Here is a 24,529-nt window from a genome sequence, read left to right as displayed (position 1 = left end):
GCCGCTATGCTATCTTTCTGAAAGGAAATGACGATGCGGATGGATCTGGTCGATGTGTTTGTGAACGGGGCGCTTTCGGGCAATCCCTTGGCGGTGGTGCATGGCGCCGATGGCATGACCGACGCCGCGATGCAGTCGATGGCCCGCTGGATCGGATTTTCCGAAACGACATTTTTGCTGGCACCCGACCATGATGACGCCGACTATCGCGTGCGGATTTTTACCCCCACGGTTGAACTGCCATTTGCGGGGCACCCTACATTGGGCACGGCCTATGCGTGGATGGCGGCCGGTGGACGGCCAAAGGCGAAAAATATCATGCAGGAATGCGGCGTTGGCCTTGTGCCGGTCCGCGTGGCGGAGGACAAATTGGCGTTCCGCGCGCCGCCTTTACGCCGGTCGGGGCCTTTGTCGGTTGAAGAACGCGCCGCCGCCGTCGCCCAATTGCGCTTGGCGGAGCAGGATGTTCTGGACGCTGTGCACGCTGACAATGGGCCGCCGTGGCAATTGCTGCGCCTTGCCAATGCCGAGGTGGTCTTGGCGGTGGAGCCGGATATTGCGGTGTCGGGTCTGGTTGATCTGGGGCTTGTCGCGCCATCGGATCAGGACGGGATCGATTGGGAAATCAGGGGTTTCTTTACCAAGGCAGGCGGTGTGCTGGCCGAAGATCCGGTGACGGGCAGCCTGAATGCCGGGGCGGCGCTCTATCTTTACGAGGCTGGTCTGGCGCAGGGGCCTTATGTTGCGGCTCAGGGGCGCAAAACGGGGGCGGATGGTCGGGTCTATGTTTCGCGCGATGACGAAGGCGTGTGGATCGGCGGGCGCGTTCATGGTGTCAGCATGGGCGGGGAGCTGAATATCTAAACGTCATAGGATAGATTTCTTTCCTACATAAACCTATTTGGTTATTTCACCCGTCATCCTTCTGCTGACTGACGGAGTTTACCATGCCCAATCCCAAGATCATCTATCCCGCCAACTATACCCCGGCTCAGGCACTTGCCTTTGCCAATGCGGATAACACCGCTGCCACTGTTTCGGCCAGCGCCCCTTTGCCTGTAACCCATGGCGATGGGGCGATGGTGTCTCTGGGCGCGATGGCTGATGCGGCGGCGGCATCGGATACGGGCACGGCCAGCCTGATTGCCCTGTTCAAACGCCTTTTGGGCAAATTCCCGGCCAGCATCGGCCAGAAGACCGCCGCCAACAGCCTGCCGGTTGTTTTGGCCAGCGATCAGAGCGCCATCAGCATCAATTCCGACGGCGTGGTGGACGGCGCCCTTGTCACGGCCAGCGTGACCAGCGCCACCACGGTCGTTGCCTTGAATATGGCCGGTTACAACGGGGGCAGTTTCCAGATTTCCAGCGTGGGCAGCGGCAATACGGTCACGTTTGAACAATCCAATGACAACACCAACTGGGTCCTGTTGCCCGTCAATACGGCCAGCAACACCAACGCAGGTTCGGCAACGACCGCCACAGCGGTCGGGATCTATAATTTCGCGGCGGCAACGACCTATGTCCGCGCCCGCGTTTCGACCTACGGCAGCGGCACCGTCACGATCACCGCCACGCCCAAGCGCAGCCGTATGTTGGCCGAGCAAGTGGGCAATGTCGTGCTGGCCACCGGCAGCGCGCAGATCGGCTATGTCGTGAACACCTTGGGCTATACCGACAGCTCGACGGTTCTGGCCGCATCGGCCACGTTTACGGGCACGTCGCGGGCGACCACCTCCTTGCCCTATGTCTCACGGTTCAAGGCGCGGGCTTTTGCCGATCAGGCCGGGACGCTCTACATCGAACAATCGCTGGACACCGGGACGACGTGGCAAGTCGTGGCGACGGGGTCGGTTGTGGCCAATATTGTGGTTGACCTGAACGTGGCGGTGACGGGGGCCTTGGGGGCGGCCAATCTCTATCGGGTGCGCTATGTCAACGGCGCCACGGTCCAGACCCTATTCCGCCTGTCATCCTGTTATTCGTCCAACTGAGAACGCCGGCTTTTTATCCGTCAGTGCCCGCCTCGGCCAATCGCCGGGGCGGGTTTTCACGCGCCAAAGACGGCGAAAAACCGGCGATGATGGAAAACCCAGACTTCGTCAAAATGTTCATTGGCTTGTCTGCAGGCGGCCTGCCACCATGAAAGGGGCGGGTCTTCTAACCCTTCGATCCACGTCGTGTTCGACCGGAGCAACAGCCCGTCGCAACGTTCATAATGTTTCGCGCATTTCTTTGCGATCAGGCGCGCAATTTCGGCGGCATAGGCATCCGGCGCAATCATCACCGGCGTTGGCGAGACATAGGGCGCCCCCAGTTCAAACTGGCGACATGTCGTTTCATAGGCCGAGTTGCGGCGCAGCAGCGGATTATCGGCCTCGGTATTTTCAAAGATCAGTTCAGCGCCGTTCAGCCGGATCGCAAAATCAGGCGTGGGCTTGCCGGTTTCGGGCAGCAGTTTGACCGCCTCGGCCCGGCGATGCTGCGCAAAACTGGCGGCCATGAACGCCTCGCGGAATGTTTTTCCGCGCTGGCTGCGGATTTCGCATTCGCTGGCCAATTCATGCCCCACCCTGCTGGCCAGAGCCAGCATGTCGGGCGGGGGCATCCAGCCGCCAACCGGGATCACCTCCACAAGGTCTATCCCAGCGCGGCCTGCTTTTCTTCGGCCAGACGGTCGAGTTCGGCGCGCGACATTTTCTGGGCCGAGGTTTTGAGCTGGCCACAGGCCGCGTCAATGTCGCGTCCGCGCGGGGTGCGCACGGGTGCGGAAATGCCTGCTTCAAACACGATGTCCGAAAAACGCTTGATGCGTTCGGGCGTCGAACATTCGTAAATCGCGCCGGGCCATGGGTTAAACGGGATCAGGTTGACCTTGGCGGGCAGCTTGTAATGCTTGATCAGGCGGACCAGTTCGCGGGCGTGTTCATCCGTGTCGTTCTTGTCTTTCAGCATCACATATTCGAACGTGATGCGGCGGGCATTGGACGCACCGGGATAATCGGCACAGGCCTGAAGCAATTCTTCGATACCGTATTTGCGGTTGATCGGCACGATTTCGTCGCGGATCTCCTTGGTCACGGCATGCAGCGAGACGGCCAGATTGACGCCGATTTCCTCGCCGCACTGGGCCATCATCGGCACGACGCCGCTGGTCGACAGGGTGATGCGGCGCTTGGACAGAGCCAGCCCATCGCCATCCATCACCAGTTTCAGCGCGCCCTTGACGTTGTCGAAATTATACAGCGGCTCGCCCATGCCCATCATCACGATATTGGTCAGCAGGCGCCCGTCGGGCGAATAGCCGCCATCATCATCGACCAGATCATCGGTCAGAGCGACCAGATCGGCCTGACCCGCCTTGGGCCATTCGCCAAGGGCATCGCGCGCCAGCATCACCTGCCCCACGATTTCGCCCGGCGTCAGATTGCGCACCAGACGCATCGTGCCCGTGTGACAGAACCGGCAATTGAGCGTGCAACCCACCTGCGAGGAAACGCAAAGCGTGCCGCGGTCCGCATCGGGAATGAAGACCATCTCGAACTCGTGCCCATCGGCGGTACGCAGCAGCCACTTGCGCGTACCATCCTCGCTGTGCTGCGAAACGACGATTTCCGGGCGGCCGATCACAAAACGCTCGGCCAGCCATGGGCGCATGGTCTTGGCAATATCAGTCATTGCGTCGAAATCGGTGACGCCGCGGTGATAGATCCAGTGGAACACCTGCTTGGCGCGCAGCTTGGCCTGTTTCGGGTCAAGGCCGGCTTCGGCAAAGATTTCAACGATGCGCGGGCGGGCAAGGCCGACCAGATCCACACGGCCATCGGGGCGCGCGGTAATATCGCGCGAGGTGACGACAGGATCAATATGGCCGGCAATCGGCATCGAGGTGGGGAGCGAGGGAGTGGTCATGGCGCGGCTCATACAGGCGAATCGGGCAAAAAGCCAGTTACCCCGCAAAGGCCACTATCGCCCCGCGCAGCCCAGCGATGCCGCATCGATGGCCGTGGCCGCGCCGGAGAGTGCATATTGATCGGCAAAGCTGCGTCCCGATCCGTCACGCGATGATACGGTCATGATCTCACCCGAACGCATGGCGGCGATGATGGCGGCCTCCATGCGGGCGTCGGTGGCCCATGCGTCGATGCCGCCGCTCATCAAACGATAGCGCTGACCGCTCAGCGACAATTGCACCGGCGCGCCCGATTGGGGGCGGCGGGAAAGGCGGAAATGGACCTGTCCGCGCACGCCCTTTTTGGGCCACAGGCCAATATCGGCATAGGGTTCGATGTCGCGCTTGGTCCCCTTTTCCGGCATGGCGATGGCGTAACAGCGCGGAATGGCCGGATCGCGAAACGCGCCCCAATCGCCGAACATGCCCAAGGCATCACGCGCCTGAACCGGAGCAGCGGCAAGGCCCAGAAGGCAAAGAAAAAAGGCCGGGCGTTTCATCACCCGGCCTCTTTACCATGCACTATCGCGGGATCAATCGAGTTCCCACGCTCTTTCACCATGGGACGTGATGTCCAGACCTTCGCGTTCGTCATCCTCGCTGGCGCGCATCGGGATCAATTTGCCCAGACCCACGGCCAGAACCCAGGATATGACCGCCGACCACAGGGCCGTAAAACCAACGCCGACGATCTGCGCCACGATCTGGTGCCCCATATCGCCCCCGGCGGCATAGCCCACGCCTCCCAGGGCCGGGCTCATCGCGACCGACAGGCCCAGCGATCCGATCATCCCGCCCACGCCATGCACGGCAAAAACGTCGAGCGAATCGTCGATCTTCCAGCGTTGCTTGACCAACTGGATCATCGCGTAACACACGCCCGCGCCCGCCACGCCGAACAGCGCGGCAATCCCCGGCGCGATCATCCCCGCCGCAGGCGTCACCGTGGCAAGCCCCGCCACCGCCCCCGTGGCAAAGCCAACGCTGGTGGGCTTGCCGACATGGCCCGCTTCGATCCCGATCCACACCAGCGCCGCAGCGCAGGCCGCCGTATGCGTGTTGAGAATGGCCGAAGCCGCCGCCGCGCTGCCGGTCAGCGCGCTGCCCCCGTTAAAGCCGAACCAGCCGACCCAGAGCAGCCCCGCGCCCAGCATGGTCAACGCAGGCGAATGGGGCAGCATCAGCGTTTTCGGAAAACCCGTCCGCGCGCCCAGCACCCATGCCACGACCAGCGCCGAAACGCCCGCCGTCGTATGCACCACAATGCCGCCTGCGAAATCCAGAGTCCCGAACTGCGAGGCCATCCAGCCCCCGCCCCAGATCCAGTGGGCCGAGGGCGCATAGACCAGCAGGCCCCACAGGCCGCAGAACGCCACCACCCAGCCAAAGCGCGCCCGGTCCACCCAAGCCCCCGCCATCAGCGCAGGCGTAATCGCGGCAAAGCAAAGCTGGAACAGCGCAAAGGTGTTTTCAGGCAGGGTCGTCCCGGCGCGCACCGGCGCCAGATGGGCAAGGCCAAAATTGTCCAAACCGCCGATCCAGCCATTCCCGACCGGCCCAAACGCCAGGGCATAGCCCACCAGCACCCACAGCAGCGAGGCCACCGCCGTGATGACGCCCACCTGCACCATCACCGACAGGAAATTCTTGGCCCGCACCAGACCGCCATAGAACAGCGACAGGCCCGGCAGGCACATCAACAGCACCAGCGCGCTGGAGATCAGAATCCACACCGTATCGGCAGCATTCACGCCATTACCGGTTTGCGCCATCGCAGGCGCGGGGCACATAAAAGCAGCGGCCAACAGACAGCGTCGAGCCGCCGCCGAAAGGCTGGGGGGCCAAAGGCGCATGAAAACTCTCCTCCACGGGGCGTCGCGATCCTGACGCTTTCTTCCGGGCGGGCCCTTAGATGCGATTGTTTCCTGCGCGCAAGGGGGAATTTTCAGGCATTTTGTTGCCTATTCTGCGTCTCAGGTGCCGCTGGGATAGGTTATCACCATCACTTCCCACTCTTTTTCGCCGCCGGGCAGGGAAACGCGGCGCAAATCACCCACCGCGCTGCCGCGCAGGGCGCGAGAGATGGGGGCGGACCAGCCGATCAAACCTTTGCTGGCGTCCTGTTCGTCATCGCCGACAAAGGTCAGGGTTTTGCGATTGTCATCTTCGTCCGCGATTTCAACCGTCGCGCCGAACCAGACGCGGCTGCGGTCTTCCTGTCGCGCAGGGTCCACCACGCGGCACGCCTTCATGCGCCGCGCCAGATGCGCCAGTTCGCGGTCGATTTCCCGCATCCGCTTGCGACCATAGAGATAGTCGCCATTTTCCGACCGATCGCCATTGCCTGCGGCCCAACTGACGATTTCGACGATGGCGGGGCGTTCGGTGCCCAACAGATGATCGTAACGCGCGCGCAGGGCCGCCATGCCGGCGGGCGTGATCGGCGGGCCTTCTCCGGGCGCTTTGGGCGCGGCGGTTTTCGCAGGGGGGCGCATATTTCGCATCGAACCGGATCTCATGATCGGGGCTTTGGGGCAGGCGTCTGGCCAAGGCAAGGGTTCAGAACGGCAATTCCCCCAGATCGGGCGCGACCCAATGCCGCCGCGCCTCGACACTGAACAAGGTTTCGCGGCGCCAATAGGTCAGCGGCCAATCGCTGCTGCCCAATTCCCCCGCCAGCAATCCGGCAAGGATTTGTGACAGTGGCTTGTCATATTCATGCCGCGCCAATTCCGCCTTTGCCGCGCGCAGCGAGGCGATGGTGATGGTTTCATGATAGCCCGACGTATCGGAGTTCACCCCGCCCACCGATGCATTATAGGCCCGGATGGCGCGGCCCATGGCTTCCGGCTCTGCCATTTCCGGGCGATGGCGCAACAGCCAAAGCGCGGCGGCCCAATGCGCGCCATGGGTCCATCGTTCTTTGGGCAGGCGGCATCCGGTCATGCCAAGAGCAATGTCTTCGATCATGTTATCGGAAAGAAGCGTTGATTCGGTCATTTGCAAACCATGGCAGCAGGCCCGACCACCGTCAAAAGCCCCTATTGTGATAGGCGGATTGTCATAATTTGCGGCACAGCTTCTGCCGCTTAGGTGGCTACTCTGCCAAATATGACAGTTCGCGCGGATAATCTGACATAAAAGTGTCACGCAACGGTCATAGTTGACGCGAACCTGTCACATACGGGATTCGCGATAGTGCATTGGTTCAAGTTCAACCTGATGGCCATTGGGGCGGCCATGGCCCTTTATATGACGCCCACCGGCGCCGTGGCCAGCGACGCCCAGCATTGGGAAGTGATCTCGGCCAATGTGCGTTTTGGCGACGGATGGCGCGCTTCGGCGGAAAATATCGTGCGCAACAGTCAAGCGCGCGGATTTTACGAAATCGAACAGAATGTCATGATCGGCCATGAATTGGGCGAAAAGGGCGGACCGCTTGGGTTGGTGTTCTATGTCGGATACACCCATGACCCGAATTACAGCCATGGCGATTTCAAATTCATGGAACACCGCATTCGCCAGCAATTGAGCGCGGACCGTTTGCTTACCATCGGCAAACTGCGCTTTTCGGGGCGACTGCGTCTGGAACAGCGTTGGCGCGATGGTGTGTCGGGGGTGGCCTGGCGTTTGCGGCCCTATGTCAAGGCGACCTTGCCAGTGGCGGGCAAAGTGTCTTTGGTTGCGGCGCATGAAAGTTTCGTCTCTTTGGACCGCGACACGTTCCAGACCCGCGTGGGCGAAGAGCGGATGCGCAATTCGGTCGGCTTCAGCATCCCGCTCAACCGGCGCTTTGCACTTGAGGCGACCTATATGAACCAGCACGGCTTTGTCCCCGGCGGCAAGGACAGTTCGGACAATATTGCCAGCTTTGAAATCAAGGCGAATTTCTGACCCACTTGCCCGCAGCGTGGATGGCGGGCACATGGGTCTGATGCTGAACACCTATCTTGCCTATGGCCAATGGGCCAACCGGATCGTGATCGATGGGCTGTCGGGCCTGTCGGATGCTGTGCTGGACGCGCGGCAGCCAGTGGTGTTCGGATCGATCCGCCGTACCTTTCACCATTTGCTGGTAATCGGCCAAGTGTGGCGGGCACATCTTTTGGGCCAAAACCATGGCTATACCAGCCGCAGTCCGGGCAATCCGCCGCCGATGGAAGAGATGGCCTCGGCGCTGGTGGAACTGGATGCGTGGTTTGTGGATTATGGTGCAGGGCTGGACGCCGATGCTTTGAACGAAAGCGTGGCTTTCACCTTCATCGGTGGCGGCGATGGCGTGATGACGCGGGCGCAGATCCTGCTGCACGTCGTCAATCACGCCACATACCACCGCGGCCATATCGTCGCCATGCTAAACGGGGCAGGGATCAGCCTGCCCAACAGCGACATGCCCGTGTTCCTTACTGCCCCGGCGTAACGGGTTGCACGATCGGCGCCGATGTATAGGTCGGTTGCGGCCCATAGGTCGGGCGATAGGCAGGTTGGCCAGAGGGCTGATACGCGGGTTGATAAACGGGTTGATAAGAGGGTGTCGGCGCAACCGGCGCGGTCACTGGCCCAGTCACTGGCGCAGTCACTGGCGGCGGCGGTGGCGGGCGTAGGTCTTTCAGGAAATGGCTGAGCGCGTTGGGGCCTTTGTATGATGCATGGTAGGGATACATCGCCTCATACGTCACGGCATTTTCCAGCACATGCGCGACATAGGAACGGGTTTCGCTGAACGGGATCTTTTCGATCCAGTCCACCCATTCCGGCCCGCCCGGCTGGCGCGGATCGCCGCGTGATGCAATCCATTTGTTCACATTGCCCGGCCCCGCATTATAGGCCGCAATGGCCAGCGGATAGGACCCGCGATAGGACGTCACCAGACGCTGGAAATAGGCATTGCCCAGCGTGGTATTGTACATCGGATCATCGATCAGCGCCTGCGTCGATGACGGCAGACCCAGCCGCTTGGCCTGTTCCGCCGCCGTCCCCGGCATCAATTGCATCAAACCGCGCGCGCCGGTGCGGGACATGGCGTTCTGGCTGAACTGGCTTTCCTGACGGGAAATGGCGTGGATCCATGTCCAATCGCTGCCGGGCGGGGTGGGCGTGATCGGAAAGGCCAGATCGCGGAAATTGTTGAAGCCCGCATTTTCGGCGGCTTGCCCAACGATCACCGCCAGATCGCGCCGGCCCAATGATCGCGCCAGATCGGCCACCAGTACGAAATCGGCCTCGGTCTTGGCCTGATTGGCGATTTCGCGAAAGAAGCGGATGGTGGTTTGCCATTCGGCGTCACGGGCCACTTCGCGAACGGCCTGTGTGATGGGGCGGGCGGCAAAGTCGCGGGCCTGAACATGCGTGGGAACGGCGCGGCGGCCATCGTGGAGCGGCGGGATCGGCTGGCCCAGACGTTCAAGCGCCAGAAGCCCGTGGAACTGATCCGGGAATTGCGCGGCCCAGCGGTAATATTCGAACGCGCCATTGGTCTGGCCCACGCTGTCCATTGCGCGGCCTGCCCAGTAATAGCCCTTTGCGCGGGTCATCGGGGTGCGGGCGGCATGGGCGTAATTGTAAAACAGATTGGCCGCCGTCGTCGCGTCGCGCATCTGCCACAGGGCGGTTGTCCCGCCCAGCCACATCAGCGAGGTGTAATCATCGCGCACGGCAAAGGCCATTTGGGCGATCTCGCTGCCCGGAATAAAGCCTTCGGTGGCGCCTTGAGCGATGCGTACCGAATCGGATGGTCCACCCGCCTTGGCCGCAGCCAGCAGCATACCGATCCAGCGGCGAGGGTCCAGTGCAGGGCGCATCAGTTGCGGGCGGCTGGCCAGCAGGCTGGCCGCCTCCGCGCCGCGCCCACGGCGGATCAGATAGCGCGCACGGTCAACCAGATAGCCCGGATCGGACAGCATTTCGGGCGTTGCGGGAATGACAACAGGCTGGATGGGGGCCACGGGCTGCACCATGGGCGTGGACAGGCTGGGGTTGGCCTGTGCCGTGATACGGGCCATTTCGGCCTGTTCCTCGGCGCTGCGGGCGCCGGAATCGGTGTCAGAGGTACTTGCGTCCGGCCCTTGCCCCTGTTGAATGGCCAGGCGCGCCTGTGCCACGGCCCATTTGTATTGCGATGCGCGGGGCAGAGCGCGGGCCGCCTGGGCGGTCGAGCCATCCCACAACAGGGCCTCCAGCCGCGAATCATGATCGGTCTGGGCGAATCTGTCGCCCCATCGGGCCTGAATCGCGGCCTCTGCGGCATCGCTCATGGTGCCGCCGCGCCATGCTTCGCGGGCAACTTCGGCCGCATCGCGGGCGCGCCCTTCGGCTGCCAAAGCCAGCGCATATTGCGCGCGCCCCGGATTTGTTAGCGGCGGGAACCGGTCAAACAGGGCGACAATCCGCGCCGATGGCACGTTCTGAATCGCCAGAGATTTCTCTGCCGCGCGGCGCATCGACTCTTCCAAAGGAAAGCCCGGCCACGCCAGAATAAAGCCCGCATAGGCGTCAAAACCCTGATTTTCCGTGCCCACCAGCTGTTTCCAGCGGGCAATGGCCGGGGCGATGGCGCCGGGCGCGCTGGCCTTTAATTCGGCGCGCGCGCGGTCCCATTCCGCGCCTTCCTGACATTGGGCCGGGGCGGACAGGACCACCATCGCCAGCAAAGCCAGCGAGGACAGGCGACGTTTGCGCGCCTGAGAAATGGATTTTGAACGGGGCATCATGGTGCTGGACACGATGGCCTATGGCTCCTTATCAGGCGTTGCGATAGTAGGCGCCGGCCCATGGCGCGGCATGACGTAATTTCATGTCGCCTATAGGTGGGCGATGAAAGAGGATAAAGTCGATGTTTTCCGGTTCCATACCCGCTCTGGTGACACCTTTTCGCGATGGAGCGTTTGACGAGCCGACTTTCCGCCGTTTGGTGGATTGGCAGATCGAAAGCGGTTCGAGCGCGTTGGTGCCTTGCGGGACGACGGGGGAAAATTCCACCCTGTCGAATGCCGAACACCACCGTGTGATCGAGGTTTGCATCGAGCAGGCCGCCGGACGCGTTCCGGTCATCGCAGGTTGCGGCAGCAATGATACCCAAAATGCGCTGTTGCACATGACTTTTTCCAAAAAATGCGGGGCCGCCGCCGCGCTGCTGGTCGCGCCTTACTATAATCGCCCGTCGCAGGAAGGGTTGCTTGCCCATTTCTCTTATCTTGCGGAAAAGATCGATTTGCCGATCGTGCTGTACAATGTGCCTGCGCGCACGGTGACCGATATCAAGCCGGAAACCGTGATCGAACTGGCGCGTCGTTTCCCCGGCAAGATCATCGGGATCAAGGATGCCAGCGGCGACCTGTCGCGCGTGACGGACCACCGCATGGGCGTGGGTGCGGATTTCTGTCAGTTGTCGGGCGATGATGAACTGGCGCTGCCGTTCAGCGCGGCTGGCGGGGTTGGGTGCATTTCGGTGACGGCCAACGCCGCGCCCCGCCTTTGCGCCGATTTTCAGGCGGCTTGCGCGGCGGGCAATCTGGCCGAGGCGCGCCGGTTGAACGATCTGCTCTATCCGTTGCACTATGCGATGTTCGAGGATGCTTCGCCGGGGCCGGTGAAATATGCCCTCTCGCGCGTGTTCGAAGGTTTCCGTGAGGAACTGCGTTTGCCGCTCGTGCCGTGCAACGAGGGCGCGCGTAAGGCGATGGACGCGGCTTTGGTTCATGCCGGGTTGGTGAAGTAAGTTTGCCTCCGGCGGGCAAAGGGACTTGGTCCCTTTGCAATCCCGTTAATGGGTTTTTGGCGGCTTCGTTGCGTTGGCAGCGGGGCCGCCTTTATGGGATGGCCCGCCCCTTTTCCCCGGCATCGGATATGATGCTGGTGCTTGAAGAGGAAAGGAGCGGACCGATGTCTATTGTGATCCTTGGCGTTGATTTGGGCAAGAATGCCTGCAGTGTGGTTGGCGTGGATGCGGCGGGAGCTGTCGTCGTACGCAGGTCGATGCGCCGCCAGACGCTGGTCGACTACGTTGCCAAGCTTCCTGTGTGCGTGGTCGCGATGGAGGCATGTTGCGGTGCCCATTATCTGGGGCGCCTGTTCGCCGCGCACGGACATGAGATCCGGCTGATGTCGCCGGAGTACGTACGGCCGTATGTCAAAGCACAGAAGAACGATGACCGCGACGCCGAGGGGATCGCGGAGGCCGCCTCGCGTCCAACGATGCGCTTCGTCGAACTCAAGACCCAGGAGCAGTTGGACATCCAGACGCTCCACCGGGTTCGCTCGCGCCTGGTGGCTGAGCGCAGGAGCCTGACCAACCAGTTGCGGGCGATCCTGCTGGAGCGCGGGACCATTTTCCCGGTTGGGCGGCGCAAGCTGGAACTCGGCATCGATGCCCTGCTGGCCGATGAGGATACGACCTTGTCACCGCGTCTGCGCCAGTTGGTGGCCGAACTGCGTGCCGAATGGCGCGAACTCGATACCAGGGTGGAAGCGCTGAACGGCGAGTTTGTCGAGCTGGCGCGCAATGACGCGGCTGCCCGGCGGCTCACATCCATCCCCGGCGTCGGGGTGCTGAACGCAACTGCCCTGATTGCAGCCGTGGGCGATGCCAGCAGCTTTGCCAAAGCCCGAGACCTGGGTGCCTGGCTCGGTCTGGTGCCCCGTCAGCATACTACCGGCGGCAAGCCGCGGCTGCTCGGCATCTCCAAGCGAGGCAACACCTACTTGCGCACCTTGCTCATCCACGGTGCCCGAGCAGCATTGCCGTCGCTGGCGCGAAGCGAGACCCCGTTGGGGCGCTGGTTGACAGGAATGATCGAGCGAGGAGTCCACCGCAATGCTATCGTCGTCGCGCTGGCCAACAAGCTGGCGCGGATCGCATGGGCGGCCTTGCGCAAGGACGCGACGTTCGAACGCGGCTACCCAGTCGCGGCATAACCGGATCGGCCGCACGCATCTTCGTGCATAGGCCAACGATGTTTGCAGGAAGGATCGTGAAGATGGCCTGACAGTCGATCGGCGTCTGGAAAGCCCGGCCAAAAAAATGGCACTCGTTGCCGGCGTCTTTATTGTGGCTCCAGACGTGCGGATGTCCATCTTGGCCATGGGGTCACCCATGAGACCGCATACGTTGACGCAGACTGATCAGAACACTTCAAAATCCCCCTTGCAGACGGGGCGGGCCATACGTTTTTTTATGGCCTGCGGCGCGGGTAGGTTAGGATCTTGGCGCCGCAGGCTTTAAAACCGCGGGTGCGTCCCAAACTCTACGCTGAAACCGGCACGCGACGCAGACAGTAATGGGAGCGCGAGGGTCTAGACCCTCGCATCTGAACCCTTTCTTACACACTTGTGTAAATCCATAACATCCGTTACCTTCTCTCTCGCGCGACCAAGAACGCGAGTCCCATGAGAGAGGATAACACATGGCCACCATCATTCAGGACGATACGATAGAGGACCAACAGCGTCAGGCGCCCGCGTTGATCCGTTATCTGGCGCCGGGGAATTTCGTCACGCGCCGCTATGTCCGTGCCGGGGCCGAGATCAACACCGGCGAATATCGCGATTACGAAGCGGTGGTGCGCGATGGTATGCCGATCCGTGACCATTTCCAATTCGACAAGCACGGCTTCATGATCGGCAAGGGGGCAACCTCGATCGAGGACTTCTGGAACCGGGAAGAGGTTGACGCCAAATATCATGAGGATGCGGCACGGATCATCCGCGACCTGACCGGGGCGGATCGTGTGGCGACGCAGGGGTGGATGATCCGCACCAGCGCAGACCTGAGCCAGCGGGCGCAGGAAAAGACGGATAATTATCAACATGCCGGCGGCATTCAGCCGCCCGCTGGCGAGGCGCATGTCGATTACAATACCCTGACCGGGCAAAAGGCCGCGGCGCGGATGCATGAGCAACATTTCGGGTCGCGCGATGGCTATCGCCGCTTCTGTTGCGTGTCGTTGTGGCGCACCTTCTCACCCGGCCCGCAGGATTGGCCGCTGGCGGTTTGCGACGGCCGTTCGGTGGCCGATGGCGAGGGCGTTTCGAACACTCTTTTCGTGGTTGATGAATTTCCGGTCGGGGATGCCTTGACCGCGCCGGTCGAGGGCGAGGATCAGATGATTGCAGCCTATATTTTCCGCCATAACCCGGCGCACCGCTGGTGGTATTTTTCGAATATGGAGCGCGACGACGTCCTTTTGTTCAAATTTCACGATAGCGACCATGATCGCACCTGGCGTTGTCCGCATACGGCCTTTCACGACACCAGCCTGCCGGGGGCGCAAACCCGCGCCAGTATTGAGTTGCGTGCGGTGGCCTATTGGGATTGATGGAGCTATAGTGTTGTAAATATTGAATAATAATTATAATTAACCCGTCGCCAACCCTATGCGAATCTGGTTGCGGCGGGTTTCCGTTTTTTGGCGTTTCGGGGAAAACGCTGAAATTGACGTTTCCGACAAATTTATATCGATTGTGCAAAGAAAGTGGGGGCTTGCTGCATAAATTGCCCCTTCTAGAGGGAAAACCGGTTAAACCGCTTGATTTCCCACCAAATGTGGAAATGCCAGAACGCATGTCGGAAACGCGCCAGACTTTAGAACAGCGTCGCAATCGCAACTATGAAGAAACACACCGCCAGTTGGTCGAGCGGGCGGTGGGCCTGATCGGGCGCGATGGAATAGATTCCTTGACGGTGGCCACGCTAGCGCGTGACGCGCGCATGAATCGCTCCACGGTCTATTATCATTTCGAAAGTCGTGAGGCCTTGCTCGGCGCCGCCAAGGAATGGTTCGGCGCGCGTTTGAGCGAGATGATGGTCGCACCGGGCGATTCGCAGGCATGGTTGGAAAAAGCCGTGCAATTCGCGTTGAAGAACACCCAATTGATGCATGAATGGGTTATGGATCTGGTGAACCATGCCCCGATCAGCCGCAATTTTCCGCGATGGGACAGCCTGGTGGAACTGGCCTCTCGTTCGCCGCAGGTGGCGCGAATGGAGGACGGCAAGGGCGGTCCGGGCTCGTCTGATCCGTTGGACGCCGAAATCTGGGCCACGGTTTTGTTGGCCAGCGTGTTGATGGCGCCGCGTTTATTCCTGGCCGGGGTCAAACCGGATCAGGATGTCGGTGTGGTTGCGCGCTATTATGCGATGGTGTTGCGCCGTATGATGCAATCGTCACAGCGCGCCGCAAGATAAAGGGTGAGCGCGCAATGAATTGCGACAATTCGCGTTGCGCTTTCACTTGGCGTTCAGCCAGACGCTGGCTATAGGCCAAACCATGTCTAAGCCCAGCCTCAGCCTGTCGCCGCGTGTTGTCCTTCTTGCCTGTGCCGTTGGCGCGATGGCGATCACCGGTGGTTGCGCCGGTCGGGGCAAGAAGCCCAAGGATACCGCCTATGTCGCGCGCGACGTTGATTCGCTCTATCTTGAGGCGAAGAAGCGTCTGGATCAGGGCGAGGACAAGACCGCTGCCGCGCTGTTTGACGAGGTTGAGCGCCAGCACCCGTACAGCCCGTGGGCGCGCCGTGCCCAGTTGATGAGCGCATTCTCCTATTACTCGGCGCGCGATTACGCCAAGTCGGTTCAGTCGGCGCAGCGTTTCATCTCGATCCATCCGGGCAACAAGGATGCCGCTTACGCCTATTACCTGATCTCCCTGTGCTATTACGAGCAGATCAACGACGTCAGCCGCGACCAGAAGATTACGCTTCAGGCGCTTTCGGCGCTCAACGATGTGGTGCGCCGCTATCCCGGCACGCGCTATGCCACCGATGCGCGGCTCAAGATTGACCTTGTGAATGACCACCTGGCCGGCAAGGAAATGGACATTGGCCGCTTTTACGAGCGTTCGGGCCGCTGGCTGGCCGCCGACATTCGTTTCCGCAATGTGATCGATCAGTATCAGATGACCAGCCACACCGCCGAGGCTCTGTTCCGTCTGGTGGAAACCAATCTGGCGCTGGGCATCCCCGAAGAGGCGCAGAAATATGCCGCAGTTCTGGGCGCGAACTATCCGGGCAGCGAGTGGTACGAAAAAGCCTATGCCATGATGGGCAAATATGCCCCCGGCACCAAGGCCAGCTGATTTCCGGCCAAAGACGTCATTTGACAGGCCCGCGCCCCGGTGGCGCGGGCCTTTTCATTTGTCCGGCGTGGGGACGGGGCCACAGCTGTCGATGAACCCGTGAAATGTCTAACCCGGTGATTGACATTTTCTTTGGATGAGCGCTGTTATGCCGCCGCCATGCTATCGCAGAAAACCCGTTATACGATCCGCGCGCTTCAGCACCTCGCTGACCTGTGGCAGCAGGGTCCGATTCGGCTGGACGCGATTGCCGAGGCGCAGAATATCCCGCGCAAGTTTCTCACCGTCATCCTGTCGGAAATGGTGCGCGAAGGGCTGGTGATCAGCCATCGTGGCCGCGAGGGTGGCTATGAACTGGCGCTGGCGCCTTGTGATATACGCTATGGCGACATTATCCGCCTGACACGGGGCAGCCTTGCACTGGTGCCCTGTGCCAGCCGGTTTGCCCATGAACATTGCGCCAATTGCCTGCCAGAGGCAGATTGTCGCCTGCGTGGCCTGATGCTGGCCGTCCGCGACGAAATGGCGGCCATGCTCGACAGGCTGACTTTGGCCGACCCGATTTTGGTTGAGCCGCCTTTTTCCGATCCGCCCGAAGATGATGAGTCGCAGGCCCAGGCGGCGGAATAATTGCGGCCTATAGGGCAATGCCCTGATGCCGGTAAAATCGCGACTTAAACGACCCTTGGCGTAGATGACTGCCTCCATTGTCAGGCAGGTCGGTCATGAGCGAACTTCGGAAAATTCCTGATCCCAATCAGGCGGACTGGCTGGATGAAGCCGCCGCTGCGGCACTGGCCCGCGAGGTGCTGGAGGCGGCGCGGGATGGCGGCAAAGATGCTGTGGCATCGGCCAAAGTGTTGCTGCACCGCGACGCGCATGATCTGTTGGACGTTCATCAGGATCATTCGGGATTGTTTGTCGAACACTGGCTGATCATGGGCATCTGGGTGATCACGATTTTGGCGTCGACATGGCGGATGTTGTTTTGAAACCATAGACGTGCGCACGCGCTTCGGCTAGAACGCCTAGCGAACATGTTGAGCCATCTTTCCATTCGCAACATCGTGTTGATCGAGGCGCTCGATCTCGCTTTCGCGCCGGGCCTTGGCGTGCTTACGGGTGAGACGGGGGCGGGCAAATCGATCCTGCTCGATGCATTGGGCCTGATTCTGGGCATGAGGGCCGATAGCGGCCTGGTGCGCGCGGGCGCCGATCTGGCCAGTGTGACGGCCTCGTTTGAGCCGGGCGCGCTCCATGGCGCGGTGGCGCATACTCTGGCCGAGGCCGGGGTGGAGGTGGAACCGGGCGAACCCATCCTGATTCGGCGTCAGATCAAGGCTGACGGCGGCTCCAAAGCCTTTATCAATGACCAACCCGCCAGCGTCGCCCTGCTGCGCGAGGTCGCGCCCTATCTGGTCGAAATTCATGGTCAGCATGATGATCGCGGGCTGGTCAATCCGCGTGGGCATCGCGCTTTGCTCGATCGTTATGCGCGGGTCGATACCGCCGCGATGGAGGGGGCGTGGAAGGCTTGGGGGCAGGCCGAAGCCAAGCTGGCCAAGACCCGCGCCGCCATCGCCAAGGCGGCCGAGGATCGCGAACTCTATCAGGCCCATGTCGCCGAATTGGAGGCTCTTTGCCCACAGCCGGGTGAGGAAGAGGAACTGGCCACCGAACGGGCCACGATGCAGAAGGGAGAGCGTCTGGCGGGCGACCTTTCGGCGGTGCAGCAGGTCTTTACCGGATCGAACTCACCCTTGGCCGAATTGCGGGTTGCGGCGCGGCGTCTGGACCGAATCGCGGGCGAACATGCCTTGCTGGAAGAAGTTCTGGCCGCATTGGACCGGGCCATGATCGAGGCGGATGACGCCGAAGATAAGTTGAACCGGGCGTTGGACGAATTGGCCTTTGATCCGCTGGCATTGGACCGGGTGGAAACGCGCCTGTTCGAATTGCGCGCGGCGGGGCGCAAACATGGCTGCGCGGTCGATGATCTGCCTGCACGTTTGGAGGAAATGCGCGCCGCGTTGAACGCGATTGAGGGAGGCGAGGCCGAAGTCGTCGCGTTGGAACAGGCCGCGTCCAAGGCGCGCGCGGCGTGGCTCAAACTGGCCGAGGCGGCCAGCAGCGCGCGCAGCGAAGCGGCCTTGCGCCTCGATGCGGCGGTCAAGGTGGAACTGGCCCCGCTCAAGCTGGATGCGGCGCGTTTTCGTACCGATGTTTCCCGGCTGGACGAAGGGCAATGGGGCGCATCGGGCATGGACCGCGTCGAATTCATGATCGCGACCAACCCCGGCGCTGATTTCGCGCCTTTGGCCAAGATTGCCTCGGGCGGTGAATTGTCGCGTTTCATCCTGGCGCTCAAGGTGGCCTTGGCCGAAGAGGGCGGGGCCGCGACGATGATCTTTGACGAAATCGACCGCGGCGTCGGCGGCGCGGTGGCGCAGGCCATTGGCGAGCGTCTGGCGCGGCTGGCGTCATCCGGCCAATTGCTGGCCGTGACGCATAGCCCGCAGGTGGCGGCGCGCGGGGGACAGCATTATTTCATCGCCAAGAGCAACGATGGCTTTGTCACGCGCACCGGCGTCGTCCTGCTGGATGGCGCAGGGCGTCAGGAAGAGATTGCGCGCATGTTGTCGGGCGCGGAAATCACGCCCGAAGCAAGGGCGCAGGCGGATCGGTTGCTGGAACGGGTGTGACCTGCGCAAGTTTGTTGACGTTTGGGTACTGGAACACCGCAATTTCAACATTATCTTGGCGTCATGCATCCTTTAGACCGTCCGTTCTGGACCGCCCTCAACACCCGCCAATCCCATCTTGCGCATTGGAATGATGCGCGCACGGCCGTGCGGATCGATTCTGATTTCGGCCCTTTCGCCAATGCGGTGACGGGGGAGAATGGGGCGCTGGCATCCTTGCTGAACGGGGCGGAGGATGAAATCTGGCTGGTTGAGCCCGAAGATGTGACCGCGCCCGGCCTGATCGCCAAAATGACCGCGCCTTTGGTTCAGATGGTGGCGGAAGCATCCCCGCCAGAGGCTGATTTCACCGGGATCGTGCCCTTGGATGAAAGCCATGCCGATCAGATGAGCGCGCTGGCCCTTGCCACAAAGCCCGGACCTTGGGGGCCAAAGACGAGGCTTTACGGCCAATTCTACGGCATGTTCGATGGCGCAAGATTGATCGCCATGGCCGGTGAACGCGCTCGCCCCGGCGATGGCTGGACCGAGGTCAGCGGGGTTTGCACCGATCCCGACTATCGCGGGCAAGGGCTGGCGCGGCGGTTGATCCTGCGCGTAATGGCCGATCTGGCGGCGCGGGGCGATGCGTCCTATCTGCATTCATGGGCCGGGAATGCGGCGGCCATCGGGCTTTATGAACAACTGGGTTTCCGTATTCGGCGTCCGATGGTGGCGAGCGTGCTTGCCCTCGGCTAAGAGAGGGGCATGACATCGCCTACATCTTTGCCGACCGAAGCCGAAGCCGCCAATGAACTGATGCGCCTTGCCCGAAAGATCAACCGGGCGAACAAGGCGTATCACCTTAACGATTCGCCTGATATTTCGGACGCGGAATATGACGCGCTGGTGCGCCGCAATGCAGAGCTTGAGGCGGCCTATCCCCATCTGACCCGGCCCGACAGTCCGACCAACAAAGTTGGGCACGAGGTGGCCGCATCCCCCTTGCGCAAGGTCGCGCATGAGGTGCGGATGATGAGTTTGGATAATGCCTTCAACGACGAGGAAGTGGGCGAATTCGTCGCCCGCGTCCGCCGTTTCCTCAACCTTGCCGATGATGCGCCGGTGGCGTTCACGGCAGAGGATAAGATCGACGGCCTCTCGCTCTCGCTGCGGTATGAGCAGGGCAGGCTGGTGCGGGCGGCCACCCGCGGCGATGGACAGGTGGGCGAGGATGTGACCGCCAATGTCGCGCATATCCATGATATTCCGCAGCAATTGCGCGGCGATGTACCCGATGTTTTCGAAATTCGCGGCGAAGTCTATATGGAGCGCGCCGCCTTTCTTGCGCTGAATGAGCGGCAGGAACAGGCAGGCGACAAGACATTCGCCAACCCGCGCAACGCGGCGGCCGGTTCGCTGCGTCAGAAGGATGCACGGGTGACGGCCTCGCGCCCGCTGCGTTTCCTGGCCCATGGTTGGGGCGCGGCCAGCAGCGTTCCGGCGGCCAGCCAATGGGCGATGATGCAACAGATCGCGGCTTGGGGCGTGCCGGTTTCGCCATGGCTGCAGCGCTGCGATGGTCTGGCGGCGATGGTCGAGCATTACCGCAGCATTCAGGCGGAGCGCGTTGATTTGCCTTATGAAATCGACGGCGTGGTTTACAAGGTTGATGAGTTTGCGCTTCAGGATCGTCTCGGCTTCGTGGCAAAGGCCCCCCGCTGGGCCATTGCGCGCAAGTTTCCCGCCGAACGTGCCGAAACCACGCTGGAGGCCATCGATATTCAGGTGGGTCGGACGGGCAAGCTGACCCCGGTGGGGCGTTTGGCGCCGGTGCTGGTGGGCGGGGTGACGGTCACCAATGTCACGCTGCATAATCGCGATGAAATTGCGCGGTTGGGCGTGCGGATCGGCGACCGGGTCGTTTTGCAGCGGGCGGGCGACGTCATCCCGCAGGTTGTCGAAAACCTGACGCGGGATGTTGAACGCCCCGCCTTTGCCTTTCCCGATCATTGCCCCGAATGTGGGTCCGAGGCGGTGGCCGAAGAGGGGGAGGTCGATGTTCGCTGCACCGGGGGCCTGATTTGCCCCGCGCAACGGACCGAAAGGCTCAAGCATTTTGTCAGCCGTGGCGCGCTGGACATTGAAGGTTTGGGCGAAAAGACGATCATCGAATTTTTCAACCTTGGCTGGCTGGAAAGCCCTGCGGACATTTTCCGCCTGCACCGACGCCGCGCCGATATTGTCGGGCGCGAAGGGTGGCAGGATAAGTCTGTGGATAACCTGTTGAGCGCCATCGAGGCCAAGCGCCAGCCCGATGCGGCGCGCTTGCTGTTCGGGCTGGGGATTCGCCACGTTGGGGCGGTGACGGCGCGCGATCTGTGCAAGCGTTTCACGACATTGCCGGCCCTGCGCGAGGTGGCGCAAAAGGCCAACCAGTTGCGCACCGATGATACGGCGGGCGCGGCCGATTTGCCCGAAGTGGCCGACGCGCGGGCCGAGTTGGTGGGCATCGACGGCATCGGCCCTGCGGTGGTCGAGGCTTTGGGCGACTTCTTCCACGAGCCGCACAATGTCGCGGTTTGGGAGGATTTGCTGAGCGAAGTCAGCCCGCCCGACTATATCGTCGAAACCAAGGCCAGCGAGGTCGGAGGCAAGACGGTGGTGTTCACCGGCAAGCTGGAAACCATGAGCCGCGACGAGGCCAAGGCGCAGGCCGAAAGGCTGGGCGCCCGCGCCGCCGGGTCGGTCAGCGCGAAAACCGATCTGGTCGTGGCGGGGCCGGGGGCCGGGTCCAAACTGGCGCAGGCCGAAAAGCTGGGCATCGCGGTCATCACCGAGGCGGAATGGGCCGAAATTGTCGCGCGCGCCGGATAGGAGCCTGCGTACAAAATCTTACATTCACGGCCCTTGGCATTCCCTCGCGTTAGGATAGGTTCCCGCCTGACTGATAACTGGTGGGGAGTTTCTGATATGTCGAAGGCATGGTTGTTGGCGGGCGCTCTGGCCATGATGGCGCCGGGCGTTGCGCTTGCTCAGGGTAACAAGGCGGCGATTGCGGCGGCTCTGGCCGACAAGGATCGCCCGGAGGCCGACGTGTCGCGCGATGCCGGGCGCAAACCGGGCGAATTGCTGGCCTTTGCCGGGGTAAAGCCGGGGATGAAGGTGGGCGAATTGCTGCCCGGTGGCGGTTATTTCACGCGCCTGTTGTCCAAGGCCGTCGGTCCTAAGGGCGTCGTCTATATCTGGATGCCCGCCGGGACGCCGCCCGAACGTCTGGCGCGACTCGATCCCATTTTGAAAAATCCGGCCTTTGCCAATGTGAAGCTGGTTCTGGGCGAACAAATTGCGCCGCCGGAAAAGGTGGACCTGATCTGGACGACGCAGAATTATCACGACCTGCACCACACCGGCCGCAGCCCGGATGCCACCAATGCTGCGGCTCTGGCGGCGTTGAAGCCGGGCGGGACCTATCTGGTCAGCGACCATGCGGCCAAGGCCGGTTCGGGCACGACCGATACCGACAACCTGCACCGCATCGATCCTGAACTGGTGAAGATGGAAGTGGTCAAGGCCGGCTTCAAATTCGCAGGTGAAAGCAAGGCTCTGGCCAGTGCAGAAGACGATCACACCAAGAAGGTGTTCGAATTGCACGACAAGACGGATCAGTTTGTATTGAAGTTTACCAAGTAAGAGGTTTTGCCTCCGGCGGGCCAAGGGACTTGTCCCTTGGCAATCCCGTTAATGGAGCCAGGTTGGCTGCGTTGGACGAATTAAAACCTGCGGCACCAAGTTGTGCCACGGCATATACAGTAACAGGGAGCGCGAGGGACGAGTCCCTCGCATCCTCACTTCACCACTTCTTGGACCAATCCGGCAAAACGCCCATCTGCGAGGCATGGATCCGAGCGAAACGACGCTTGCGCAGCCACAAGATCGACCAGTCGCCCGAAACCATGCGCGCGGCCAAACGCATACCCGCGCGGCGGCAGGCGGCGCGGACCTGCGCCTCCTGCGTTTCCAGCAGGCCAGCCAGCAGCAGATGTCCGCCCGGAACCAGAGCCTTGGCAAAATCGGGCGCGAGCGAAATCAGCGGCCCGGCCAGAATATTGGCGATCAAGAGATCATAGGGGCCACGCGCCTGAAGCACCGGATCATCCATGCCATCGGCCACAACCATGGTCAGTTCACCTTGGCGTGCGCCGATGGGCACATTGTTGATTTCGCAATTATGGTCGACCACGCCGACGCAGGCGGCATCAATGTCGCTGGCCGTGGCATAGGCCCGCGGCCAAAGGTGCAGCGCCGCAAAGGCCAAAAGCCCCGTGCCCGTACCGATGTCGGCCACATTGCGCGCGATGACGCCCTGATCCTTCATATGGCCCAGCATGGTCAGGCACCCGGCGGTCGTTTCGTGGTGGCCGGTGCCAAAGGCGCGGCTTGCCGGGATTTCGAAAGGCACCAGTCCAGGCACGGGCGCATGATCGGATGTGTGGACACAGAATCGGCCCGCCACGATCGGCTCCAACCCCTGCTGGCTTTCCGTGATCCAGTCGATGTCGGGCAGGCGTTCGATGATCAGTTTGGGCTTGGCATCGACAAAAAGTGCAAGGATCGCATCTTTGTCTGCCTTGCGCGGTTTGCGCGGCAAATAGGCTTCAAAAACCCATTCCTCCGGCTTGTCCTTGGCCACTTCACAGCCCGACAGCACAATCTCGAAATCCCAATCAAAGGCGTCTTCATGCGCGATCAGCGCCGCCTCGATCTGATTACGGGGGCCGAAAACGGTGATTTTCCAGTTTTCGAGGGATTCTTGGTTGTCGCTGGGCTCGGTCATAGGCGCGCAGATAGGCCCGCGCGGCCACAATGCCAAGTCTCCGTGAAAATGCCGCCTGCGGGGCGATCAATTGCGACTTTAGCGGCAATGTATCATTGTCATGCTTGCACCGGGCCGGGATTTGGCTAAGGGGATTTTCGCGCGGGGCATTCCCGCAACGCAACATGAACCAGCCCAAAGGGGATTCGTCGTAATGGCTCAAGCCTCGCAAACCCGCAAAGCGCGGCCGCTTTCACCGCATTTGCAGATCTGGCGCTGGGGACCAGCTATGGCTGTCTCGATCCTGCATCGCGCCACCGGCAGCGCGGCTTCGTTTGCTGGCCTTGGCCTGCTGCTTTGCTGGCTGGGCACCCTTGCTGCAGGTCCCGACGCCTATGCGCTGTTTTTGGCGCAAGCTGGCACCTGGTATGGTCGGATCGTTCTGATCGGCGTCAGCTGGTCGGTTTTCAATCATGCCGTTTCGGGCGTGCGTCACTTCCTGCTCGACATCGGTGCGGGCTTTGAAGTGAAGAGCAACAATTTCTGGTCGGCGATTTGCCCGGTCATTGGCATTCTGCTGACGGCGGCCTTCTGGGCCTGCCTGCTGGCGCGCTAAGGGGATTTGGAAGATGGGTAACGGAACTTCCGTCGGCCGCGTCCGTGGTCTTGGCTCGGCCCATTCGGGTTCGCACCACTGGCTGATGCAGCGCTTTACCGCTGTCGGCAATCTTGTGCTGACCAGCTGGCTTGCCGTCTCGTTCATGGCTCTGCCGAACTTTTCGTACATCACGATGCGCGACTGGATCGCCAGCCCCGTGACCGCGACCGGTCTGGCGCTGTTCGTGATCAGCACGTTCTGGCACGCTCGTCTGGGCCTTCAGGTCCTGTTCGAGGACTATGTGCATGAAGCCGGCGCCAAGTTTGCCGTCATGGCCGCTCTGAACCTGGCCGCTTTTGGCGGCGCGGCCTATGGCCTGTTCAGCATCCTCCGTCTTGCGCTGGGAGCATAAGA

Annotated in this window: 25 protein-coding genes; 17 read left to right on the top strand and 8 right to left on the bottom strand. The window is 61.7% G+C overall.

The features are described 5' to 3' along the window. Positions 1-27: 27 nt before the first annotated feature. Both AC2S2E_RS14425 and AC2S2E_RS14420 read left to right on the top strand, forming a co-directional pair. A complete protein-coding gene (locus AC2S2E_RS14425; RefSeq protein WP_486522826.1) occupies positions 28-864 on the top strand; it encodes a PhzF family phenazine biosynthesis protein in 837 nt (278 codons plus the stop codon). Positions 865-947: 83 nt separating this feature from the next. After that, entirely contained in the window at positions 948-1,991 is a 1,044-nt protein-coding gene (locus AC2S2E_RS14420; RefSeq protein WP_476103220.1) for a hypothetical protein, read from the top strand. 56 nt (positions 1,992-2,047) lie between these two features. Here AC2S2E_RS14420 and AC2S2E_RS14415 read toward each other — a convergent pair whose 3' ends face one another. The 6 genes from AC2S2E_RS14415 to AC2S2E_RS14390 form a co-directional block, all read right to left on the bottom strand. After that, a complete protein-coding gene (locus AC2S2E_RS14415; protein ID WP_486522825.1) occupies positions 2,048-2,632 on the bottom strand; it encodes a hypothetical protein in 585 nt (194 codons plus the stop codon). A 5-nt stretch (positions 2,633-2,637) separates the two neighbouring features. Next, positions 2,638-3,909 (bottom strand): dual-specificity RNA methyltransferase RlmN, encoded by a 1,272-nt coding sequence (gene rlmN / locus AC2S2E_RS14410; protein WP_476103224.1) that lies wholly within the window; start codon positions 3,907-3,909, stop codon positions 2,638-2,640. Positions 3,910-3,963: 54 nt separating this feature from the next. Next, entirely contained in the window at positions 3,964-4,449 is a 486-nt protein-coding gene (locus AC2S2E_RS14405; protein ID WP_486522824.1) for an invasion associated locus B family protein, read from the bottom strand. 33 nt (positions 4,450-4,482) lie between these two features. After that, a complete protein-coding gene (locus tag AC2S2E_RS14400; RefSeq protein ID WP_486522823.1) occupies positions 4,483-5,802 on the bottom strand; it encodes an ammonium transporter in 1,320 nt (439 codons plus the stop codon). 120 nt (positions 5,803-5,922) lie between these two features. Then, a complete protein-coding gene (locus tag AC2S2E_RS14395; RefSeq protein ID WP_486524614.1) occupies positions 5,923-6,375 on the bottom strand; it encodes a GreA/GreB family elongation factor in 453 nt (150 codons plus the stop codon). A gap of 133 nt (positions 6,376-6,508) precedes the next feature. Continuing rightward, complete coding sequence (locus AC2S2E_RS14390) at positions 6,509-6,919, bottom strand: hypothetical protein (protein ID WP_486522822.1); 411 nt, start codon at positions 6,917-6,919, stop codon at positions 6,509-6,511. Positions 6,920-7,147: 228 nt separating this feature from the next. On the opposite strand from AC2S2E_RS14390, the gene AC2S2E_RS14385 reads away from it, so the two are divergent. Together AC2S2E_RS14385 and AC2S2E_RS14380 are read left to right on the top strand one after the other, a co-directional pair. Then, entirely contained in the window at positions 7,148-7,843 is a 696-nt protein-coding gene (locus AC2S2E_RS14385; protein ID WP_486522821.1) for a DUF2490 domain-containing protein, read from the top strand. Positions 7,844-7,883: 40 nt separating this feature from the next. Next, complete coding sequence (locus AC2S2E_RS14380; RefSeq protein ID WP_486522820.1) at positions 7,884-8,369, top strand: DinB family protein; 486 nt, start codon at positions 7,884-7,886, stop codon at positions 8,367-8,369. Here the strand turns inward: AC2S2E_RS14380 and AC2S2E_RS14375 are convergent. Further along, the gene (locus tag AC2S2E_RS14375) at positions 8,353-10,671 is read right to left on the bottom strand and encodes a lytic transglycosylase domain-containing protein (protein WP_486522819.1); all 2,319 of its coding nucleotides are present in this window, start codon (positions 10,669-10,671) and stop codon (positions 8,353-8,355) included. The genes AC2S2E_RS14380 and AC2S2E_RS14375 overlap by 17 nt on opposite strands. Before the next feature lie 110 nt (positions 10,672-10,781). Here AC2S2E_RS14375 and dapA point away from each other — a divergent pair, with 110 nt between their 5' ends. The 11 genes from dapA to AC2S2E_RS14320 all read left to right on the top strand — a co-directional run bounded on the left by dapA (position 10,782) and on the right by AC2S2E_RS14320 (position 22,394). Further along, on the top strand, positions 10,782-11,666 hold the full coding sequence (dapA, locus tag AC2S2E_RS14370; protein WP_486522818.1) for a 4-hydroxy-tetrahydrodipicolinate synthase: 885 nt from the start codon (positions 10,782-10,784) through the stop codon (positions 11,664-11,666). A 164-nt stretch (positions 11,667-11,830) separates the two neighbouring features. Further along, a complete protein-coding gene (locus AC2S2E_RS14365) occupies positions 11,831-12,862 on the top strand; it encodes an IS110 family RNA-guided transposase (protein WP_066531508.1) in 1,032 nt (343 codons plus the stop codon). A 488-nt stretch (positions 12,863-13,350) separates the two neighbouring features. After that, positions 13,351-14,262: a CmcJ/NvfI family oxidoreductase gene (locus AC2S2E_RS14360; protein ID WP_486522817.1), complete on the top strand. Its 912-nt coding sequence runs from the start codon at positions 13,351-13,353 to the stop codon at positions 14,260-14,262. Between the two features lie 245 nt (positions 14,263-14,507). Next, positions 14,508-15,131: a TetR/AcrR family transcriptional regulator gene (locus AC2S2E_RS14355; protein ID WP_476103242.1), complete on the top strand. Its 624-nt coding sequence runs from the start codon at positions 14,508-14,510 to the stop codon at positions 15,129-15,131. Positions 15,132-15,213: 82 nt separating this feature from the next. Next, entirely contained in the window at positions 15,214-16,020 is an 807-nt protein-coding gene (locus AC2S2E_RS14350) for an outer membrane protein assembly factor BamD (protein ID WP_476103244.1), read from the top strand. Positions 16,021-16,179: 159 nt separating this feature from the next. Continuing rightward, the gene (locus tag AC2S2E_RS14345) at positions 16,180-16,650 is read left to right on the top strand and encodes an RrF2 family transcriptional regulator (RefSeq protein ID WP_476103246.1); all 471 of its coding nucleotides are present in this window, start codon (positions 16,180-16,182) and stop codon (positions 16,648-16,650) included. Positions 16,651-16,745: 95 nt separating this feature from the next. Continuing rightward, the gene (locus AC2S2E_RS14340) at positions 16,746-17,012 is read left to right on the top strand and encodes a hypothetical protein (protein WP_476103248.1); all 267 of its coding nucleotides are present in this window, start codon (positions 16,746-16,748) and stop codon (positions 17,010-17,012) included. Positions 17,013-17,057: 45 nt separating this feature from the next. Further along, positions 17,058-18,722 (top strand): DNA repair protein RecN, encoded by a 1,665-nt coding sequence (gene recN / locus AC2S2E_RS14335; RefSeq protein ID WP_486522816.1) that lies wholly within the window; start codon positions 17,058-17,060, stop codon positions 18,720-18,722. Between the two features lie 63 nt (positions 18,723-18,785). After that, positions 18,786-19,460 (top strand): GNAT family N-acetyltransferase, encoded by a 675-nt coding sequence (locus AC2S2E_RS14330; protein ID WP_486522815.1) that lies wholly within the window; start codon positions 18,786-18,788, stop codon positions 19,458-19,460. A 9-nt stretch (positions 19,461-19,469) separates the two neighbouring features. Next, positions 19,470-21,578: an NAD-dependent DNA ligase LigA gene (ligA, locus tag AC2S2E_RS14325; RefSeq protein ID WP_486522814.1), complete on the top strand. Its 2,109-nt coding sequence runs from the start codon at positions 19,470-19,472 to the stop codon at positions 21,576-21,578. A 96-nt stretch (positions 21,579-21,674) separates the two neighbouring features. Continuing rightward, the gene (locus tag AC2S2E_RS14320; RefSeq protein ID WP_476103256.1) at positions 21,675-22,394 is read left to right on the top strand and encodes a class I SAM-dependent methyltransferase; all 720 of its coding nucleotides are present in this window, start codon (positions 21,675-21,677) and stop codon (positions 22,392-22,394) included. A gap of 160 nt (positions 22,395-22,554) precedes the next feature. Here AC2S2E_RS14320 and AC2S2E_RS14315 read toward each other — a convergent pair whose 3' ends face one another. Then, the gene (locus AC2S2E_RS14315; RefSeq protein WP_486522813.1) at positions 22,555-23,538 is read right to left on the bottom strand and encodes a 50S ribosomal protein L11 methyltransferase; all 984 of its coding nucleotides are present in this window, start codon (positions 23,536-23,538) and stop codon (positions 22,555-22,557) included. A gap of 193 nt (positions 23,539-23,731) precedes the next feature. Here AC2S2E_RS14315 and sdhC point away from each other — a divergent pair, with 193 nt between their 5' ends. Beyond that, complete coding sequence (sdhC, locus tag AC2S2E_RS14310) at positions 23,732-24,133, top strand: succinate dehydrogenase, cytochrome b556 subunit (RefSeq protein WP_476103260.1); 402 nt, start codon at positions 23,732-23,734, stop codon at positions 24,131-24,133. A gap of 13 nt (positions 24,134-24,146) precedes the next feature. Then, entirely contained in the window at positions 24,147-24,527 is a 381-nt protein-coding gene (sdhD, locus tag AC2S2E_RS14305; protein ID WP_476103262.1) for a succinate dehydrogenase, hydrophobic membrane anchor protein, read from the top strand. The last annotated feature ends 2 nt before the right edge of the window (positions 24,528-24,529 follow it).

The organism is Novosphingobium sp. 550D, from assembly GCF_057401885.1.
This window is presented reverse-complemented; position numbering and strand designations above follow the sequence as displayed.